This window comes from Anoxybacillus sp. FSL W8-0382 (assembly GCF_038003845.1).
Lineage (GTDB): Bacteria > Bacillota > Bacilli > Bacillales > Anoxybacillaceae > Anoxybacillus > Anoxybacillus flavithermus_G.
In genome coordinates this window covers 731,006-750,307 of the sequence record NZ_JBBOPX010000001.1, presented here as the reverse complement: position 1 = coordinate 750,307, position 19,302 = coordinate 731,006, and the positions used below count along the sequence as shown (strand labels likewise).

Sequence of the window (19,302 nt, the reverse complement as noted above, 5' to 3'; positions counted from 1 at the left end):
CTCGCGTCTGCTTTTTACCATTTATTCCTTTTATCTTCAAACTCATCTCCTAAATCCCCATCTCTTACAATGACAAGCATAGATGCCGAAATCCTCTCGTTATCTCTAGCTCTCGCCGTGATTGTTGCATATCCTAACTCCTTTGCCTCTAAAACCCATTTTTCGTTTTGTTCAAAAACAGCAACATAACTTGGAGAGCTCGAACTCATATCAATTTTTCTATTTGTTGCATTACCCGGTATGAATTCAATTTCTTCATTGAGGTAAACCTTCGTGCCAACTGTTACATACAAAATCGAACGTTTAAAACGAATTCCTTCTAGCAAAACAATAGGATCTATGACTCGAATTTGTGCACTTTCATACAAATTACTTCCATCTAATGTTCTAACTGTGATGTTCACAACACCTGTTCTCTTCGCCACCACTTTTCCTTGTTGATCAATAGTAGCAATATTCGGGTCACTTGAACTCCACTGTAACTGCTGGTTCGTTGCATCAATTGGAGAAATGACTGGTCGAATAATCTGCTCATCTCCCACATTCATCTCCCTATTGTACTCAAGTCTGATGCTACTAATCAACTTGTTGTATGTCACAGAAACAGATGAGAGGCTAGGCTCTTTTGTAAATCCACCAAATGACTTAACAGAAATCGTCGTTAAACCGTCAACAGTAATCGGAATTTCATACGGCTCAACTAGTGAACTCCAATTGATATTTTGCTTTAAGTTAGCCATTTGATATTGATAAGAAACATTTTCACCTGCCACAAATCCAACAATACGAACCTTCACAGGCTCTGTTACCACAGATCCACTTGGAATCTCTACGTTGTCAGACTTCAATATTTTTAACTGAGGTTTAAGATTTAATTCAACCGATTCGCCATCCTTGTAAGTTACCAAAATAATATAATTGTCGCTGTCCGGCTTAAACGATAATGACTGGATTGGCAACATTCGTAACCCATAATCATTAGGATGCTTCGTTTCAGCAATCAAATTCGTTGTCAATGGAAGTGTCTGCCATTTAGAAACGAGTCCTCGGCTATCTCCTTCATAATAAATGTTTGGGAACTCTAAAAGTCTCACCTTCATCCCGATTAACTTTGAAGCTATTGGCAATACAGATGATCTTAGACCATAGATACTATCTTCAAAAGAAACTGTCGCCCGAGGCAATTGCACTGCATCCATCGCCCAGTTTACCTGTAATTTTAAATCAACATTCAACGACGTATTATTCAGTTCTGTATAATCAACTTTCTTATCTGGAAACAAAAGTTCCGCATACATTGTACCGTCCTTAGTGTAAACATTAACATTTTGAGAAGAAGCCACCGTTGTTACTCCTTGTGGAAGCGGTTGAATAATTTTTATATTGCTTAAATAGCCTGACTTACCACTTCCAACATAGCCACTAGGAATTAGCGTATATCGTGCAACAAATTGGTTAGAATCACCGTTAGTATTTCCATATTTAATTAGGGCGCTAACATCGTGGGAAACCCCTTGAAGCTCTACTTTTCCGTCAAATGTCGGTGGAACTTCATCCTTTACTACTATCGTAACTTGCTTATTAATAGACGGTTGTGTTACACCATACACATCCCTATAAACCATCTCTGCATTCAGCGTATATGTTCCTTTTTCCTTGAACGCGATCGGCACAGATACATTTATTGGGGAAGGTGTAGACTGACCAACGTTATAATTGACGTTAAATGAAATGTAAGCATTCGTCTTAGTATCATCAATCCATACATTACCATTTTCAAAAATTTGCACCTTTCCATCGAACGAATGAAGAGGAATGCGAATTGTCCCTGACAATACTGGATCTATTGCAAGTTTTGAAAATTCCCGGAAAATTTCTACTAAGTTTTGTGTTGTGCCTTGTTTGGCAATCCCACCAGTTATCGCCGATAACCGCTCTAGATAATTTAAGTCAACATCTCGATTATTTCCGAATCCAATCGAGTAAAGTGTGACATTACTACTACCAAGTTCCTTAGACATATTCAACGCATGACTACGTATTTTCTCTTTATATTTTGCATAATCTGTTGAATTTCGTGATAAAGTTGACTGTCTTCCACTTGGATAGTAGATCACTCTCTCAGAGGTTATACCATTACTAAACAATCTATATTCAACATCTAAATTGGCTGTCTGGTTATTATATGTCACTTCTTCCTTTACCTTTGATACCGTTGGCTTACCATCAGTTAAAAATATAACATATTTTTTTCGAGTAGAATCATCAAAAAAGGACTGAGCTGTTTGCAACGCAGCTAAGTAGTTTGTTCCCCCTCCAGCAACTAAACCATTGGCTGTTTTTAAAATAGTCTCTAAGTGGGATGAAACATTATACACACCCGATGGAAATGGAACAACTCGATCATACTTAACACCATCTGAGAAGGGGACTAGAGCAAATCGGTCACTTGGATTAGCATTTGCCTTGAAATAATGTATAGACGAAGCTAATGCCTGTTTAGCACTTTGAAATTTCATAGGATCCGTTCCCAATTCATCCATTGAGCCGGAGATGTCAAAAACAAACACGACATCAATCGGCGGGCGAACGATGTTATCAATTTTTCCTTTTGGAGTAATGGTTATATCCAGCCGTCCCTTAGCATCCTCATTAGGAGGCTTTGCATATTCATTTTGGGACGGAACAACTGTGAAATCTAATGACGGAGATGTCTGAGCGTGACCCAGTACAGGAAAATAACAGCTGAAGAGGATAACAAAAGAGAAAACAAAAAAGAAATGTAGCAAGCTTCTCCTCACCTACCTCTCCCCCTTTCAAAAATCCTACTTTTTATCTATTATACCAACAATCTCTCGTTTAGTTATATTTATTTTTTATAAAATTTCGCACATTTGAGATGAAATAAAGTGAACCTGTAATTAAAATGATGTCATCAGTTGCGATTTGTTTTCGCTTTTCTTTCAGCCATTGTTTCCAGTCAGTTGCGCATTGAACGTTTCGATGCGTCGCTTGTTCAGCTAGTTGCTCAGCAGAAAGGGCACGCGGAAAATCAAATGTTGTAAACGTCATCGTCTCGGCAATCGTTTCTAACTTTCGAATCATCGCAGCAACCGGTTTATCCCCTAACGCTGTAAACAGTACGTGTACACTGCGATTCGGATAATGAGCGTTTATTGTCGCAACGAGGCTATCGATGCCTTCTTCGTTATGCGCCCCATCAATAATGATAAGTGGACGTTCATCCATTTTTTCAAATCGCCCGAGCCATGCTGCTTTTCGAATGCCGTTGTACATATGTTCACGCTCAATCAAAAACGAATAATACGTACGTAAATAGTCGGCAACCATCAGCGCAAGCGCTGCGTTTTTCACTTGATGTGCACCGAGCATCGTTATTGTCACATCGTCATATGAAGCGAAAGGTGTTTGTAATGAAAAACGTTCTCCATCGGTTGTTGGTTCATGAGCAAAAACAGTAAAATCACGGTCAATGACGTATACTTTTGCCCGCACAGATGCTGCTTTTTCTTGTACGACACGCAGCGCTTTAGGCTGATCGATCGCAGTAATCAAAGGGACGCCAGCTTTTATAATTCCCGCTTTTTCAAACGCAATTTGTTCAAGTGTATTCCCTAATATATGTATATGATCGTAACCGATGTTTGTAATCACCGATAAAAGCGGATAAATAACGTTCGTTGAATCTAAGCGTCCGCCAAGTCCTACTTCAAAAATGACGACGTCTTGCACGTTCATTTTGCCAAAATAATAAAGCGCCATGGCGGTAATGACTTCAAACTCTGTCGGCCCGCCTAATTCCGTTTGTTCTAACTCCTCTGCTAAAGGCTGAATGATTTGCACAAGTTTAATCAAATCGACATCGCTAATCGGTTGGCCGTTGATGCTTATTCGCTCGTTAAATTGCTCCACATACGGCGATGTAAATGTCCCGACACGATAGCCTGCTTCTTGTAAAATGTGACGTAAAAAGCAAACGGTCGATCCTTTTCCGTTCGTCCCACCGACATGAATCGCCTTGATGCGACGCTCTGGATGATCGAGCTTCTCCATCATCCATTCCATTCGTTTAAGTCCCGGTTTGACCCCTAACTTTAACCGTCCATGAATCCATTCAACTGCTTCTTTATATGTACGAACCATGAAAAAAATCCCCCTTTTACTAAAGTGAAAGACGAATCCAAAATGGATTCGTCTTCATCATAAAACTATTGTTTTAATTGTGCAAGACGAGCGCGAACCGCTTCACGCTTTTCGAGATAATCTCGTTCTTTTTTCCGTTCCTCTTCAACTACGTGCGCTGGCGCTTTCGCTAAAAATCCTTCATTACTTAGTTTCTTTTGCACGCGCTCGACTTCTTGATCGAGTTTTTGTAACTCTTTTTCGAGACGTTTCACTTCTTCTTCAATATTAATTAACCCTTCAAGCGGCAAGCTTAGTTCTGCCCCTGTCACAACAGCGGTCATCGCTTTCTCGACCGTTGGAATCGTCGTGTCGATGACAAGCTCGCTAGGATTACAGAAGCGCTCGATATATGAGCGGTTTTTCTGAAGGGTATTCGCAATTTGCTCGTCTTTCGCTTTAATATGCAGCGTAATTGGCTTGCTTAGCGGCGTATTCACTTCTGCGCGAATGTTACGCACCGCACGAATAATATCAACGAGCAAACGCATTTGTTCGGCCGCTTCATGATTGCTTAGTTCAGAACGGACTTGTGGCCACGAAGCAACTGTAATTGACTCTCCTTCATGAGGAAGTTGTTGCCAAATTTCTTCCGTCACAAACGGCATAAACGGATGAAGGAGACGCATCGTTTGATCAAGCACATAAGCAAGAACAGAGCGCGTCGTTTTCTTCGCTTGTTCATCTTCGCCGTATAGCGGCAATTTCGCCATTTCAATATACCAATCGCATAAGTCGTCCCAAATGAAGTTATATAATACGCGACCGACTTCACCAAACTCGTATTTATCGGCAAGTTTTGTTACCGTCTCAATCGTTTCATTTAAACGCGTTAAAATCCAATGATCGGCAACCGATTTTTCGCCATGTAAGTCGATGTCTTCATACGTGAATCCTTCCATGTTCATGAGCGCAAAACGAGAAGCGTTCCAAATTTTATTGACGAAGTTCCATGTCGCTTCAACTTTTTCTGTGCTAAAGCGCAAGTCTTGACCAGGTGCACTTCCTGTCGCTAAAAAGTAACGAAGCGAGTCGGCACCGTACTGGTCGATCACATCCATCGGATCAACGCCGTTACCGAGCGATTTGCTCATTTTTCGTCCTTGTGCATCGCGTACTAGTCCGTGAATAAGCACATCTTTAAACGGACGTTTTCCTGTAAACTCAAGCGCTTGGAAAATCATGCGCGATACCCAGAAGAAAATGATGTCATATCCTGTTACAAGCACATCCGTTGGATAATAACGGTTATAGTCTGCCGATGTTTCATCCGGCCAGCCCATCGTTGAAAACGGCCAAAGCGCAGAACTAAACCATGTATCTAATACATCTGGATCTTGTTCCCAATTTTCGATATCAGCTGGTGGCTCATGATCGACATACACTTCGCCTGTTTCTTTATGATACCATGCTGGAATACGATGCCCCCACCAAAGCTGACGAGAAATGCACCAATCGCGAATATTTTCCATCCAATGTAAGTACGTTTTTTCAAATCGCTCTGGAACGAAATTCACTTTTCCTTCTGTTTTTTGTAGTTCAATCGCAGCTTCAGCAAGCGGCTTCATTTTGACGAACCATTGCGTCGATAAATACGGTTCTACAACAGCACCACTACGTTCACTATGACCAACCGAATGCATATGTTCCTCGATTTTAAACAGCACGCCTTGTTCTTGTAAGTCTCTCACAATTTGCTTACGGCATTCGAAGCGATCGAGCCCTTTATATTGAAGAGCGTTGTCGTTCATCGTACCGTCTTCGTTCATGACGAGAATGCGAGGCAAGTTGTGACGGTTTCCGATTTCAAAGTCGTTTGGATCATGTGCTGGCGTAATTTTTACTGCCCCAGAACCGAACGACATGTCAACGTACTCATCACCAATAATCGGAATTTCGCGACCGACGATCGGTAAAATGACTGTTTTTCCGATAAGATGTTTGTAGCGTTCGTCTTCTGGATGAACGGCAACGGCTGTATCGCCAAGCATCGTTTCTGGACGTGTCGTTGCCACTTCGATATAACCTGAGCCGTCCGCAAGCGGATAGCGTATATGATATAGCGCACCTTGCACATCTTTATATACGACTTCAATGTCCGATAATGCTGTTTTTGTCACCGGATCCCAGTTAATAATATATTCGCCGCGATAAATCAGTCCTTTTTTATATAGCGAAACGAACACTTCACGCACCGCTTTAGATAGTCCTTCATCAAGCGTAAAGCGCTCTCGCGTATAATCGAGTCCGAGCCCAAGCTTTGCCCACTGGGAGCGAATATGCCCAGCATACTCTTCTTTCCATTTCCACGTTTCTTCAACGAACTTTTCACGTCCTAAGTCGTAACGTGTTTTTCCTTCGTTGCGCAGCTTTTCTTCTACTTTTGCTTGCGTAGCAATACCCGCATGGTCCATGCCCGGAAGCCATAACACGTCGTACCCTTGCATGCGCTTCATGCGCGTAATAATGTCTTGTAACGTCGTATCCCACGCATGTCCTAAATGAAGTTTCCCTGTCACATTTGGGGGTGGAATGACGATCGTAAATGGTTTCTTCCTTTCGTCACTTGTTGCTTCAAAAAATTTTCCTTTTAGCCACCATTCATAACGGTTTGCCTCAACAGCACGGTGGTCGTACTTCGGCGGTAACATACAAATCCCTCCTTCGCTAAAATAAAAAACTCCTTTCATCCGAAAAGGACGAAAGGAGACTCTTTCGCGGTACCACCTTTTTTCTTAAGCAACGCTTAAGCACTCAAATCGATAACGGCGATGCACCGGCCTCTTCTACTTTCGTTCGAAGAAGCAGCTCCAGGGCGACCTTCCGACGACCACGAACCTAGGAAATCTCGCAGCTACTGATTTCCCTCTCTGCTAGGCGGGTTGCGCCGTACTCTTCCCTATCTTCGCTTTTTTCTATTCATACATAATACTATATAAAAATCATATGAATCGTCAATAAGGTTTGCCACATTTTCACTTCTTTATACATATGGTAAAAAAGAAAAGCTCCAATATGTGGAGCTAATCATTTGAAAAGGAGGTGAGCATATGCGTAAGCGTTACAATCCGTACGCCTGGCCACCGTGGCTACGAAAACTTCGCTTTATTGCTGAACAATGCATCATCCCGATTACCGTCGTTCAGGCGATTCGTACCATTTTATTTCCAACAACCATTGATGTCATTTTACTCGCCATTTTTATTTTGCTTTCCTTCGCTTTACATTACGATTGGATTTGATGTTGTTGCTTTTCTTCTTCCCATTTTCCAATGACATATTCAATATTTTTCATTTGCCAATATGCCCGTTGCCAAGCAGCGGTCAGTTGCCGGTCATGACGTTGTTGTTCGTACCGATGAATGAGACGAACAAACCGATGTGGATCAACAAGTAAATGAAAAAACAATAACCGTTCATCTTCTTCAAGCGCCAATGTTTGTTCATATTGTGCAAGCCACTGTACCGCTTCATCACACGTCAACGGATACGTATACAAATATTGGCGGAAAAAGAAAAGCAAATCATGAAATGGTGGAGCCCAGCGCGCCCGTTCGAAACTAATAAAATACGCAGTGCCATCTTCTCGTTCCACATAATGTTGAAACGATGGTCGACCGTGAATATAACAAATACGCACCGTCTTTTTTTCACGCATGCGCTCGCGCCATTCATTTAACGTATGTTCAGAAAACGAGATGGCGCGCATAATATCGAGAAAATGAGTGCAACATTGCAGTTGAAACGGCGACATATACCATTGTTTTTCACATTGTTCAATATGATGAGTTAATGTTTGTTTTGCCTTTTCAAGTGAGCTTTTTCGTTCCTCATAATAAGATTCGATTTCCGTTTCAGTCGTTTGTATTTCTTTTAACGAATGTTTATGCCATCGCGCTAAATCGTGAAAAAATGACGATGTTGGATCCGTTTTTTCTTTTAGCCAAGGCATCATATAATACCATTGCCCATCTCGCTTTTTCGCTTCATAAATCGGAATAGCAAGCGGAATGCGTAAGCGGTAAGCTTGCTCAATCGCCTGCCAATAAGCAAATGAATCGATGCGTTTAATCGCGTATGTTCCATTTATCGTTTCCCATTTTTGCACGCTCGCTTGTTTCATCACCATGCCGCCCTTTTATACTTTACTTGGCGTTGGAATGTATAGTAACTGCCCCTCGTGTATATCCGCACCGCTTTCTAAATGATTTGTACGCAACAACTGTTGAACAGATACGTCGTATCGCTCGGCGATCTTGTCCAACGAATCGCCCTGTTGGACAATACAAATTTTCAAACGAGCAAATGCCTGTTCTTCATTTTTACCAAATAGTTTTGTTAAATATAACGCATTTTCATTCCGCTTTTCGTTCGTCTCCCTTCCTTTTAGTTCAAGTTGAAAAGACGTTTCTTCTCGCTTGCTCTCCTGTTCTTCTTCATATCCCTTTTGAGTATCAACCTGTTCTTCTTCATGCTCTCCTTGAACATCAATCCGTTCTTCTTTATGTTCGTCATTATCAGCTACCTGTTCTTCTTCATGCTCCCCTCGAACATCAATCCGTTCTTCTTTATGTTCGTCATTATCAGCTACCTGTTCTTCTTCATGCTCCCCTTGAACATCAATCCGTTCTTCTTTATGTTCGTCATTATCAGCTACCTGTTCTTCATGGAGCATATAAAATGTCGGTACATTGACGATTGTTTCTCGTTCTTCTTGTTCTTCTTTTTCTTCTTCATATACTTCTTGATGGGCAACAGCTTCAAACGGTTCAAAGTCGTCTACGTTGTACGCATCCCACTCTTCTTCGTCTTCTCGATCATCATCCATTTGAATACCGTGAATGGCCACTTCAGCAATAAGAAGTAATTCGTTTTTCCGTAAGTCATAATCAAATGATTCGATCAGCACATACACTTGTTCAAGATCATCGACTCGCTCTTTTGGAACAGTTACGTCAATTGGAAATTGATGTAAAAATTCACCCGTTTCCTCATCACGCATACGCACTTGTTCAATGTATCGCCCGAGTTCAAATGTTTCAACATCTTCTCCATCTTCTTCATGTTTTGTATATTCTCCAGATAGTTCTAGCACACCGCGAATATACACGTAATCTTCTTGTTCCTCGATTGTAATTGTCGGTTGTAGCGAAATCGATAATAACTGATCAACGTGATGCTCACGTCGAAACGCAATCGCTTCTTCAATTGAAAAACGCAACATGCTCATCTCTCCTTCAACGTCCAAGTCATTTCACATTACTATGGTTATGAGAAGAAAAAAAGAAGTATGCATAAAAAAAGCGATGCCCTAGAGGCAATCGCTAATTTTTGCAAACGCACGTCGCGCTGCTTCAATTGTTTTTTCAATATCTTCATCTGTATGCGCAGTGGACAAAAACATGCCTTCAAATTGCGATGGTGGCAAGAAAATGCCTTCATTCGCCATTTCTTGATAATAACGAGCAAATAAGTCTAAATTGGACGTTTTTGCTGTTTCGTAGTTTGTGACGCGCTCATTCGTAAAGAACATGCCGATCATCGAGCCAGCTTGGTTAATCGTATGTGGAATATCATACGCTTTTGCTGCTTCGCTTAACCCTTCTGCTAAACGATTCGCTTTTTTCTTAAACTGCTCATACGTTTCTGGCATCAGTTGTCGGAGCGTTTCATAGCCAGCTGTCATCGCCATCGGATTTCCTGATAACGTACCGGCTTGATAAATCGGACCACTCGGTGCAATTTTCTCCATAATATCAGCCCGACCACCGTATGCCCCGACTGGTAGTCCACCACCGATGACTTTTCCAAGGCACGTCAAGTCTGGCTTGACACCGTAATAACCTTGACCGCTATAATAGTCGACACGGAAACCTGTCATCACTTCATCAAAAATAAGAAGGGCACCGTATTCGTTCGTCACATCGCGCAAACCTTGCAAGAAACCTTGTTCTGGCGGAACGACCCCCATATTTCCAGCAACAGGTTCGACAATAACCGCCGCGATATCTTCACCGAACTTTTCAAACGCGTAACGTACGCTTTGTAAATCGTTGTACGGTACAGTAATTGTATGTTGAGCAACCGTTTCTGGCACCCCTGGGCTATCTGGCAAACCGAGTGTCGCTACACCTGACCCCGCTTTAATTAAAAGCGAATCGCCATGTCCGTGATAGCATCCTTCAAATTTGACGATTTTATTTCGTCCTGTATAGCCGCGTGCTAAACGAAGGGCGCTCATTGTCGCTTCTGTTCCCGAGCTAACCATACGAATGATTTCAATAGACGGCATGCGCTCCATGACGAGTTTGGCGAGTTCGTTTTCAATTAACGTTGGAGCACCGAAACTTGTTCCTGTTTCCGCTACTCGTTTTAATGCTTCAACAACTTGATCGTTCGCATGACCTAAAATAAGCGGTCCCCAAGATAACACATAGTCAATATATTCATTGCCGTCAACGTCGTAAATTTTTGAACCTTTTCCGCGCTCCATAAAAATCGGATCCATTTTTACCGCCTTAAATGCGCGCACTGGGCTGTTTACACCGCCAGGCATAAGCTTAACTGCCTCAGCATATGCCGCTTTGGAACGTTCATAACTACGCATCATTTCCCCTCCTTTAGCCATCGAGCAACATCTTTTGCAAAATACGTTAAAATTAAGTCGGCGCCTGCGCGCTTCATGCTTGTTAACATTTCAAGCACAACTGCTTTTTCATCAATCCATCCGTTTTGCGCAGCTGCTTTTACCATCGCATATTCTCCGCTTACGTTATAAGCGACAATCGGCAAATGAAAATGATTTTTGAGGTCGCGAATAATATCTAAATACGATAGCGCCGGTTTAACCATTAAAAAGTCAGCACCTTGCTCCACATCTGCTTCTGCTTCACGAAACGCTTCTAGCCGATTAGCAGGATCCATTTGGTACGTTTTACGATCGCCAAACTGCGGCGCGCTATGGGCTGCATCGCGAAATGGACCGTAAAATGCTGATGCGTATTTTACGGCATAGGACATAATTGGCACATATGTAAATCCCTCTTCATCTAGCGCTTGGCGAATCGCTGCGACAAACCCGTCCATCATGTTAGATGGCGCGATGATGTCCGCCCCCGCTTTCGCTTGACTGACTGCTGTTTTTGCCAATAATTCAAGCGTATCGTCGTTGACAATCGTTCCGTTTTCTACGATACCACAATGTCCATGGCTCGTATAATGGCATAAACATGTGTCGGCAATCACGACAAGTTCCGGAAATGCGTCTTTGATCGCGCGAATAGCACGTTGAACGACACCGTGCTCACAATACGCTTGCGAAGCGATTTCGTTTTTCTCGTTTGGTACACCAAATACGATAATCGACCGTACACCTAATTGAACAGCCTCTTTTACATCTTCAAGCGCATAGTCAAGCGACTGCTGATACACCCCCGGCATGGAAGGTACTTCGTTTTTTATGTTTTCTCCTTCAATCACAAAAATCGGATAAATGAAATCTTCCATATGAAGATGTGTTTCACGCACCATAGCTCGTAAATTTGCTGTTTGGCGCAAACGACGATGACGTGCAAATTGCATATTTACTCACCTCTTATCTTCAAATATTGATTAATCTCTTCAACCATTGCATCAATTGTATATGTATGTGGACAAACGTGAACAGGAATGCCTAAATCAAGAGCTGTTTGTTTCGTGATTGGACCGATGCATGCGATCGTAACAAAAGACAAATTGATGTCTTCCCCTGCGATCGCGTGCGCAAAACTATGTACCGTCGATGAACTTGTAAACGTAACGACATCAATCATTCGTTGTTGAAGGAGCGCAATGAGTTGTGGCTTCGCTTCTTCATTCATCGTCGTTTCGTATACGATCCAATCTGTCACGTCTGCGATGCTGCTTAATTGCTCTCGCAACGTATCGCGCGCTAAGTTTCCTTTCACAAGCAACACGCGCGCATGCGTAGAAAGTAACGGTTTTAACGCTTCAACTAAACTTTCAGCGACAAATTCATTTGGAATGAGGTCGACAACAACGTTTCGTTTTTGCAATGCTTTCGCTGTTTTTTCCCCTACTGCAGCCACTTTCGGCCACGTTGGTGGTTTCATTTCGCTAATCAGCTCGAAAAAATATTTAACTCCGTTTTGGCTCGTAAATACAATCCAATCAAACGTATGCCATTTGTGTAATAAGTCTTGACCTACTTGTTTTGCCCGTTCAATGCGAATCAACGGCAATTCAACCGGAATCGCACCGTACCGTTCCAACGTTTGCGATAACGCTTTCGCTTGCGCTTTCTCACGCGTCACAAGCACCCGTTTCCCCATAAGCATTTACTGCATCTCCTTTAACACACGCCCAATTAGTTGTTTTGCACCCCGTTCAATTAGCCGTTTTGCCGCTTCCGTACCCACTTTTTCGGGCTCTGTTCCTTGCACGACTTCTTTCAATACTTCTGTTCCATTCGGTGTTGCAACAAGTGCTGTAAGCACAATCGCATCTTCATCAACGTACGCATAACCGGCAACAGGCACTTGACAGCCACCTTCAATATGCTGTAAAAATGCTCGCTCTGCGCGAGTGGCTCGTTCCGTTTGCTTATCGGTCAACTTATTTAACCAATGTAAAAGCTCCGCATCATCTTCGCGACATTCAATAGCCAACGCCCCTTGTCCAACGGCTGGGACGCATATGTCGGTCGATAAATATTGTGTGATGACTTCTTTCGCCCATCCCATGCGATGCAATCCAGCAGCTGCAAGTATAATGGCATCGTACGCATCTGTTTGTAATTTCGCCAAACGAGTGTCAATGTTGCCACGAATCCATTGAATTTGTAAATCTGGACGAACGGCTAACAGCTGCGCAGAACGTCGTAAACTGCTCGTTCCAACAACCGCTCCGCTTGGTAGTTGTTCAAACGGAATATGCCCTTTGGAAATAAGCACATCGCGATGGTCTTCACGCTTCGGTACGCATCCGATCATTAATCCGTCTGGCAAAACAGCAGGCATATCTTTCATACTATGAACGGCAAAATCAATTTCGCGATCTAGCATCGCTTGTTCAATTTCTTTCACGAACAACCCTTTGCCTCCTACTTTCGATAACGTCACATGTAAAATTTGATCGCCTTTTGTGACGATTTCTTTTACTTCAAATTCAAACGGGGCCCCGAGTTGTTTCAGTTGTTCGATGACCCAATTTGTTTGAGTTAGCGCTAACTTGCTACGGCGCGAACCGACAATAATTTTTCTCATTTTTCTTTCCTCCAACAATCGCTAAAAATGAAATTGCGATAACGTACCAAACAAAAAGAAATTAATAAGCAAAATAAGGAACGAGCCGACATTCCAAACTGCCATTTCTTTCCCTTGTATCCCTTTGACAGCTCGCTTATATAAATAAAAACTGTATGTTGCCAATACAGTAAACGAACCGAGCACTTTTGCATCGTATAAAACGAAATGATCTACTTTCATATATGCCCAAACAACACCTAAAATTAAACTCAATAACAAAATCGGAACACCGACACCATTAAGCACGTACGCAAGGTCATCAAACTTGGCTAAATCACCAAGCCGCCATAACCGCTTTCCCCATTTTTTCTTCTTCAATAACTCGTATTGGAGCAAATATAAAAGCGAAAACATAAACGAAATCGAAAATACCCCGTACGATAAAATAGCCATCGTAATATGAATAAACAACAGTTCAGACATTAGTTGCTCTGCGATGCCAACAGTGTAGGGCGTCGGTGCGAACGTATGCAATGAAAGAATAAAAAACGCTAATACGTTTGTGAAAAAGACGAGAAAATCAACGCGCAGCCACCTATTAATCGCGAGCGATAACGTAATAAGTAACCACGCGTAAAACGACAGCCCCTCCGCAAGTGTTAAAACAGGGAATTTCCCTGTCTCGACCATTCTCGCAAAAAAGAAAAATGTTTGCATCCCCCAAACAATAGAAAGCAACCCGAAAGCAATGCGGTTTGCCTTCCGGTTGTGATGAAGAAAATCAATAAAATAAAATAAAACGGACGATGCATGTAAAAGAAGCGAGAGTTCATACCATCTCGTCATATCAAACATATGTGATCTCCCTTACGATTGAAAAGACGGTTCTGTCGCTCGCTCGTGAACACAGCTTATCTCTTTTTGTTGCTGCTTCACTTGTTGTTCAATATTGAAAATTTTCATAAACAACTGAAGCGCTTCTTCCGCATTGTCCTCTGCAGCCAATTCTTTTGCGCGCAAAATCGGATCGCGCAACAATTGATTGACGATACTTTTTGTATGTTTGTTTAACACTTTTTTATCGCGTTCCGATAAATGCGGTAATTTTCGCTCTAAACTTTTCATCGTTTCTTCTTGAATAAGCATCGCTTTTTCACGCAAAGCTGCAATAATCGGCACAACTCCGAGCATATGCAACCATTGTTGAAACTCGTCCATTTCCTCAGCAATCATACGTTCAATTTGCTCGGCCGCTTTTTTCCGCTCGGCTAAATTCGCTTCAACAATATCTTGCAAGTCGTCAATATCATATAAAAAGATGCTATCTAACTCAGCAAGCGCAGGATCTAAATCGCGTGGTACGGCAATATCAATCATAAAAAATGGACGACCTTTGCGCATTTTTTCAATGACTACCATCGTCTCTTTTGTGATGACGTATTGCTTTGCGCCTGTCGAACTAATTAAAATATCTGCTTCCAACAACGCACATTGCAATTGTGATAACGGCTTGGCATCTCCGTTAAATCGTTCGGCAAGTTGCTGCGCCTTTTCAAACGTACGATTCACGACCGTCACGCGTTTAACCCCGCTTCCGTACAAGTTTTGCAGGGCCAATTCTCCCATTTTTCCAGCACCTAATATAAGCACATGTTTATTTTTTAAATCACCAAAAATTTTTTTCGCCAATTCCACCGCTGCATAGCTGACAGATACGGCATTGGCGCCGATTTCTGTTTCCGCATGGGCACGCTTCGCTAATGTAATCGCTTGTTTAAATAGTTGTTTAAACACCGTGCCTATTGTGTTTTCTTGTTGCGCTAAAAGAAAACTTGTGCGCACTTGTCCAAGAATTTGCGTTTCACCTAAAATCATTGAATCAAGACCGCAAGCAACGCGGAACAAATGTTCAATCGCCTCACGTTCTTCATAAATGCGTAAATACGGAACGATTTGTTCTTTATCAAGACCAAACCAATCCGCTAAAAATGTTTTTATATAATAACGCCCTGTGTTTAATTGATCGACGACCGCATAAATTTCCGTACGATTGCACGTCGATACGATGACGTTTTCTAACATACTTTTTTGCTTTTGTAGCGCTTTCATCGCTTCAGCAAGTTCCGTTTGATTAAACGTCAATTTCTCACGAATTTCGACAGGGGCTGTACGATAGTTCACACTGACAACGACGACATACATTTCCCATCACCCCGAAGTTTAAAGTCATCTCATTTCATTATAGCACGTCTACATTGTTTTTTCCTTATAAACTGTGAATACAATTTGACAACTTTCGATCTTTCTTAAATGGCGCGCATTTAGTAAACTAGGAACAGATGCTGTTTTAAGTGTCGCATGGAATTGGGGGATTTTCAATGAAAAAACGTGGTATTTTTTCTGGCATCATCTTAATCGGTTTTGGGATGTATTTTTTACTTGAGCGATTTTCACTTTTTCCATCTTTTCATACGTGGCCAACGTTGTTGTTCATTACCGGAATCGCTTTTTTAGGTCAAGCGTACATCGGAAAAGACTACTCCGCTATTTTATCCGGTGTTGTGTTCACAGGAATTGGCGTTCATTTTCATCTCGCTTCGCGCCTTTCATCATGGCCGGATCATATAAGCATGGTCACCTTTATTATCGCGCTCGGATTGTTGCTACAGTACATAAAAACGAAACAAGCATTGCTTCCTACCGTTTTACTTTTTGTTTTGTCGATCATTTTTTTATTTTCACATCGGCTTCAACAAGTGTTCACATCCGTAACGTTTGATTCACTCATTCATATTTGGCCATTGTCGTTCATTTTGATCGGATTGTACTTATTATTCATAAAAAAAGGCTAACTATACAAAAAATGTGGGTCAATCACCCACATTTTTTACATCCATTTTTGCAATGCTCCCCACGCTTCATCTTTCCCTTGTCCTGTTTCAGCCGAAAAAATAATAAGTTCGTCATCTGAAATAAGACGCAATGTTTCTTTGGCGACTTTCTCATGTTGTTGCCATTTCCCGCGTGGAATTTTATCCGCTTTCGTTGCGATGACGAGCGTCGGAATGTTGTAATGTTTTAAAAACTCATACATCATCACATCATCTTTCGTTGGGGGATGACGCAAATCAACGATCAACAACGCTGCCTTCAGCTGTTCACGTGTCGTAAAATACGTTTCAATCATTTTCCCCCATGCTTCGCGTTCTGTTTTTGATACTTTCGCAAATCCATATCCCGGCACGTCAACAAAATAAAACGCATCGTTAATGCGATAAAAGTTCAATGTTTGTGTCTTTCCAGGTTTTGACGAAGTGCGCGCAAAATTTTTTCGGTTAATCATTTTATTAATAAACGACGATTTTCCGACGTTTGAGCGCCCAGCAAGCGCAAACTCTGGGAGCTGGCCTGCTGGATATTGTTCTTGCCTCACAGCGCTAATGACCATTTCTACGTTTGTAATTTTCATTTTTCTCCACCTACCAAAGCATGTTCAAGTACATCATCAATATGTGAAACGAGAACAAACTGCAATTGTTTTTTTACAACCTCTGGAATATCTTCTAAATCTTTTTCGTTTTCTTTCGGTAAAATGACTTTCTTTAATCCGGCGCGATGGGCGCTTAACACTTTTTCTTTCACACCACCAATCGCAAGCACACGACCGCGCAATGTAATTTCCCCTGTCATGCCGACAAAGCGACTGACTGGTTTTCCCGTCAATGCAGAAATAAGTGCTGTCGCCATCGTAATCCCTGCTGATGGACCGTCTTTTGGTACCGCTCCTTCTGGCACATGAATATGAATATCTAGTTTTTCATGAAACTCCGGATCAATGCCGAGTTCTTTTGCTTTCGAGCGAATGTATGTAAATGCTGCCTGAGCAGATTCTTTCATCACATCGCCTAATTGACCCGTCAACGTCAGTTTTCCTTTTCCAGGAGCAATGGACACTTCAATCGCTAGCGTATCTCCACCAGCTGTAGTATATGCAAGACCTGTCGCTACCCCGACTTGATCTTCATTCTCTGCCTGCCCGTAATGATATTTCGGTTTTCCTAAAAATTCACTTACATTTTTTTCTGTGACTACGATGCGCTTTCGTCCTTCTGACACGATCGTTTTTGCAGCTTTGCGACAAATCGATGCAAGTTGGCGCTCTAAGTTGCGCACACCTGCTTCGCGTGTATAATAGCGAATCACTTGCATGATCGCATCATCGCGCATATGAAGCATGCGTTTTTGCAAACCGTGTGCTTCCATTTGTTTCGGTAATAAATGTTCTTTTGCAATGTGCAATTTTTCAATTTCTGTATAACTCGGAATCGTGATAACTTCCATTCGATCGAGCAGTGGACGCGGAATTGTCGCGAGTGTATTCGCTGTTGCAATAAACATCACTTTAGATAAGTCATATGGCTCCTCAATATAATGATCGCTAAAGGAATGGTTTTGTTCCGGATCTAACACTTCCAATAGTGCAGCAGAAGGGTCACCGCGAAAATCGCTTGACATTTTATCAATTTCATCAAGCAAAAATACAGGATTGATCGTTCCTGCTTTTTTCATTCCTTGAATAATGCGTCCCGGTAAAGCCCCGACGTACGTGCGGCGATGTCCACGAATTTCCGATTCATCTCGCACCCCACCGAGCGAAATACGAACGAAATGTCGATTTAACGTTTTTGCAATCGAACGAGCGAGCGATGTTTTTCCAACTCCCGGCGGACCAACTAAACAAAGAATTGGACCTCGCAACGAGTTCGTCAGTTGTTGCACAGCTAAATATTCAAGAACGCGCTCTTTCACTGTTTCGAGCCCGTAATGTTCTTCGTTTAAAATTTTTTCTGCACGGTGAATATCGTGAATATCTTCTGTTTGTTTCGTCCATGGCAAGGCAAGCAACCAATCCAAATAGTTGCGAATGACCCCGCTTTCTGCCGAAGCAGCAGGTACTTTTTCATAGCGATCTAATTCTTTTAACGCCGTAGCTTTAACATGCTCGGGCATTCCTGCTTGTTCAATTTTTTCACGCAACAACTCAATCTCGCCAGCTTTTCCTTCTTTTTCGCCGAGCTCTTTTTGAATGGCCTTCATTTGCTCGCGTAAATAATATTCTTTTTGCGTCCGCTCCATCGACTGTTTCACGCGCTGGCTAATTCGTTTCTCTAAATGTAAAATTTCTTTTTCATTATGAAGAATTTGAATGATTTGATGCACACGCTCTTTCACATCGACCGCTTCAAGCAATCGTTGTTTTTCTTCAAGCTTTAACGGCAAATGGGAAGCGATAATATCCGCCATTCGTCCCGCTTGCTGAATGTCCATGACAGATGTATAAATATCTGCAGACAACTTTTTCGATAGTTTTATGTATTGCTCAAAATATTCAAGCATCGTACGGCGCAATGCTTCAAGTTCCATATCGTCCTTTTCATTGTCGGTAAACTGTTCAATTTGCACGACATAGCAAGGATCTTCACTTACCCATTTTAATACTTTTCCGCGCGATATTCCTTCAACGAGCACACGAAATGTCCCGTTCGGCAACTTCAATAATTGCTTCACCCGCGCAACCGTCCCCATATCATATAAATCTTCAAGTTCCGGATCATCAATTTGTACGTCTTTTTGCGACGTTAATAACACGAGATTGTCTTCAACCATCGCTTTTTCTAACGCCTGCACGGATTTTTCCCGTCCAACATCTAAATGCAATACTGTCGTCGGGAACACAAGTAATCCTCTTAACGGCAAGAGTGGAATCACTTTATTTTTCTTTCTCGCCACAACCCGCACCTCCATCATACTTCTATTGCCCTATTGTATAGTACATTATAGAGTTTGTAAAATC

The 19,302-nt window shown here is 42.0% G+C and carries 15 protein-coding genes and 1 other annotated feature; of the genes, 2 read left to right on the top strand and 13 right to left on the bottom strand.

What is annotated here, in order from left to right; translation table 11 throughout:
• Positions 1 to 14: 14 nt before the first annotated feature.
• The 3 genes from NSS60_RS03920 to NSS60_RS03910 form a co-directional block, all read right to left on the bottom strand.
• The gene (locus NSS60_RS03920; protein ID WP_340720652.1) at positions 15 to 2,801 is read right to left on the bottom strand and encodes a VWA domain-containing protein; all 2,787 of its coding nucleotides are present in this window, start codon (positions 2,799 to 2,801) and stop codon (positions 15 to 17) included.
• A gap of 58 nt (positions 2,802 to 2,859) precedes the next feature.
• The gene (locus NSS60_RS03915) at positions 2,860 to 4,164 is read right to left on the bottom strand and encodes a bifunctional folylpolyglutamate synthase/dihydrofolate synthase (protein WP_192950914.1); all 1,305 of its coding nucleotides are present in this window, start codon (positions 4,162 to 4,164) and stop codon (positions 2,860 to 2,862) included.
• Between the two features lie 65 nt (positions 4,165 to 4,229).
• Entirely contained in the window at positions 4,230 to 6,854 is a 2,625-nt protein-coding gene (locus NSS60_RS03910; RefSeq protein ID WP_064214451.1) for a valine--tRNA ligase, read from the bottom strand.
• Positions 6,855 to 6,895: 41 nt separating this feature from the next.
• Positions 6,896 to 7,118: a binding site (T-box leader), on the bottom strand.
• 135 nt (positions 7,119 to 7,253) lie between these two features.
• Here NSS60_RS03910 and NSS60_RS03905 point away from each other — a divergent pair.
• The gene (locus tag NSS60_RS03905) at positions 7,254 to 7,445 is read left to right on the top strand and encodes a hypothetical protein (protein WP_003396391.1); all 192 of its coding nucleotides are present in this window, start codon (positions 7,254 to 7,256) and stop codon (positions 7,443 to 7,445) included.
• Here the strand turns inward: NSS60_RS03905 and NSS60_RS03900 are convergent.
• The 8 genes from NSS60_RS03900 to hemA all read right to left on the bottom strand — a co-directional run bounded on the left by NSS60_RS03900 (position 7,430) and on the right by hemA (position 15,650).
• Positions 7,430 to 8,326 carry an aminoglycoside phosphotransferase gene (locus NSS60_RS03900; RefSeq protein WP_088223679.1) on the bottom strand — a complete coding sequence of 299 codons (897 nt, stop codon included), beginning with the start codon at positions 8,324 to 8,326 and terminating at the stop codon, positions 7,430 to 7,432. The genes NSS60_RS03905 and NSS60_RS03900 overlap by 16 nt on opposite strands.
• Positions 8,327 to 8,341: 15 nt before the next feature.
• Entirely contained in the window at positions 8,342 to 9,427 is a 1,086-nt protein-coding gene (spoVID, locus tag NSS60_RS03895) for a stage VI sporulation protein D (protein ID WP_088223678.1), read from the bottom strand.
• A gap of 87 nt (positions 9,428 to 9,514) precedes the next feature.
• The gene (hemL, locus tag NSS60_RS03890) at positions 9,515 to 10,810 is read right to left on the bottom strand and encodes a glutamate-1-semialdehyde 2,1-aminomutase (RefSeq protein ID WP_088223677.1); all 1,296 of its coding nucleotides are present in this window, start codon (positions 10,808 to 10,810) and stop codon (positions 9,515 to 9,517) included.
• A complete protein-coding gene (hemB, locus tag NSS60_RS03885; RefSeq protein ID WP_077427980.1) occupies positions 10,810 to 11,784 on the bottom strand; it encodes a porphobilinogen synthase in 975 nt (324 codons plus the stop codon). Before hemB ends, hemL begins: the two co-directional genes overlap by 1 nt.
• Positions 11,785 to 11,786: 2 nt before the next feature.
• On the bottom strand, positions 11,787 to 12,539 hold the full coding sequence (locus tag NSS60_RS03880) for a uroporphyrinogen-III synthase (protein ID WP_004889202.1): 753 nt from the start codon (positions 12,537 to 12,539) through the stop codon (positions 11,787 to 11,789).
• Positions 12,540 to 13,466 carry a hydroxymethylbilane synthase gene (gene hemC / locus NSS60_RS03875; protein WP_004889201.1) on the bottom strand — a complete coding sequence of 309 codons (927 nt, stop codon included), beginning with the start codon at positions 13,464 to 13,466 and terminating at the stop codon, positions 12,540 to 12,542. It lies immediately after the preceding gene.
• Positions 13,467 to 13,487: 21 nt separating this feature from the next.
• Entirely contained in the window at positions 13,488 to 14,303 is an 816-nt protein-coding gene (locus NSS60_RS03870) for a cytochrome C assembly family protein (RefSeq protein WP_004889199.1), read from the bottom strand.
• Between the two features lie 12 nt (positions 14,304 to 14,315).
• Complete coding sequence (gene hemA / locus NSS60_RS03865; RefSeq protein ID WP_004889198.1) at positions 14,316 to 15,650, bottom strand: glutamyl-tRNA reductase; 1,335 nt, start codon at positions 15,648 to 15,650, stop codon at positions 14,316 to 14,318.
• Between the two features lie 176 nt (positions 15,651 to 15,826).
• On the opposite strand from hemA, the gene NSS60_RS03860 reads away from it, so the two are divergent.
• Complete coding sequence (locus tag NSS60_RS03860) at positions 15,827 to 16,300, top strand: LiaI-LiaF-like domain-containing protein (RefSeq protein ID WP_035018485.1); 474 nt, start codon at positions 15,827 to 15,829, stop codon at positions 16,298 to 16,300.
• A gap of 35 nt (positions 16,301 to 16,335) precedes the next feature.
• On the opposite strand, the gene yihA is transcribed toward NSS60_RS03860, so the two are convergent.
• Positions 16,336 to 16,917 (bottom strand): ribosome biogenesis GTP-binding protein YihA/YsxC, encoded by a 582-nt coding sequence (gene yihA / locus NSS60_RS03855; protein ID WP_004889195.1) that lies wholly within the window; start codon positions 16,915 to 16,917, stop codon positions 16,336 to 16,338.
• Positions 16,914 to 19,253, bottom strand: coding sequence for an endopeptidase La (gene lon / locus NSS60_RS03850; protein ID WP_192948206.1), 2,340 nt, complete (start codon positions 19,251 to 19,253; stop codon positions 16,914 to 16,916). The genes yihA and lon overlap by 4 nt, the downstream gene beginning before the upstream one ends.
• Positions 19,254 to 19,302: the final 49 nt, after the last annotated feature.

Bases quoted from the DNA above. Each gene is read 5' to 3' on its own strand.
- NSS60_RS03915 (WP_192950914.1), bottom strand. From the start codon at position 4,164: ATGGTTCGTACATATAAAGAAGCAGTTGAATGGATTCATGGACGGTTA.
- NSS60_RS03910 (WP_064214451.1), bottom strand. From the start codon at position 6,854: ATGTTACCGCCGAAGTACGACCACCGTGCTGTTGAGGCAAACCGTTAT.
- NSS60_RS03905 (WP_003396391.1), top strand. From the start codon at position 7,254: ATGCGTAAGCGTTACAATCCGTACGCCTGGCCACCGTGGCTACGAAAA.
- NSS60_RS03900 (WP_088223679.1), bottom strand. From the start codon at position 8,326: ATGAAACAAGCGAGCGTGCAAAAATGGGAAACGATAAATGGAACATAC.
- spoVID (WP_088223678.1), bottom strand. From the start codon at position 9,427: ATGTTGCGTTTTTCAATTGAAGAAGCGATTGCGTTTCGACGTGAGCAT.
- hemL (WP_088223677.1), bottom strand. From the start codon at position 10,810: ATGCGTAGTTATGAACGTTCCAAAGCGGCATATGCTGAGGCAGTTAAG.
- hemB (WP_077427980.1), bottom strand. From the start codon at position 11,784: ATGCAATTTGCACGTCATCGTCGTTTGCGCCAAACAGCAAATTTACGA.
- NSS60_RS03880 (WP_004889202.1), bottom strand. From the start codon at position 12,539: ATGCTTATGGGGAAACGGGTGCTTGTGACGCGTGAGAAAGCGCAAGCG.
- hemC (WP_004889201.1), bottom strand. From the start codon at position 13,466: ATGAGAAAAATTATTGTCGGTTCGCGCCGTAGCAAGTTAGCGCTAACT.
- NSS60_RS03870 (WP_004889199.1), bottom strand. From the start codon at position 14,303: ATGTTTGATATGACGAGATGGTATGAACTCTCGCTTCTTTTACATGCA.
- hemA (WP_004889198.1), bottom strand. From the start codon at position 15,650: ATGTATGTCGTCGTTGTCAGTGTGAACTATCGTACAGCCCCTGTCGAA.
- NSS60_RS03860 (WP_035018485.1), top strand. From the start codon at position 15,827: ATGAAAAAACGTGGTATTTTTTCTGGCATCATCTTAATCGGTTTTGGG.
- yihA (WP_004889195.1), bottom strand. From the start codon at position 16,917: ATGAAAATTACAAACGTAGAAATGGTCATTAGCGCTGTGAGGCAAGAA.
- lon (WP_192948206.1), bottom strand. From the start codon at position 19,253: ATGGAGGTGCGGGTTGTGGCGAGAAAGAAAAATAAAGTGATTCCACTC.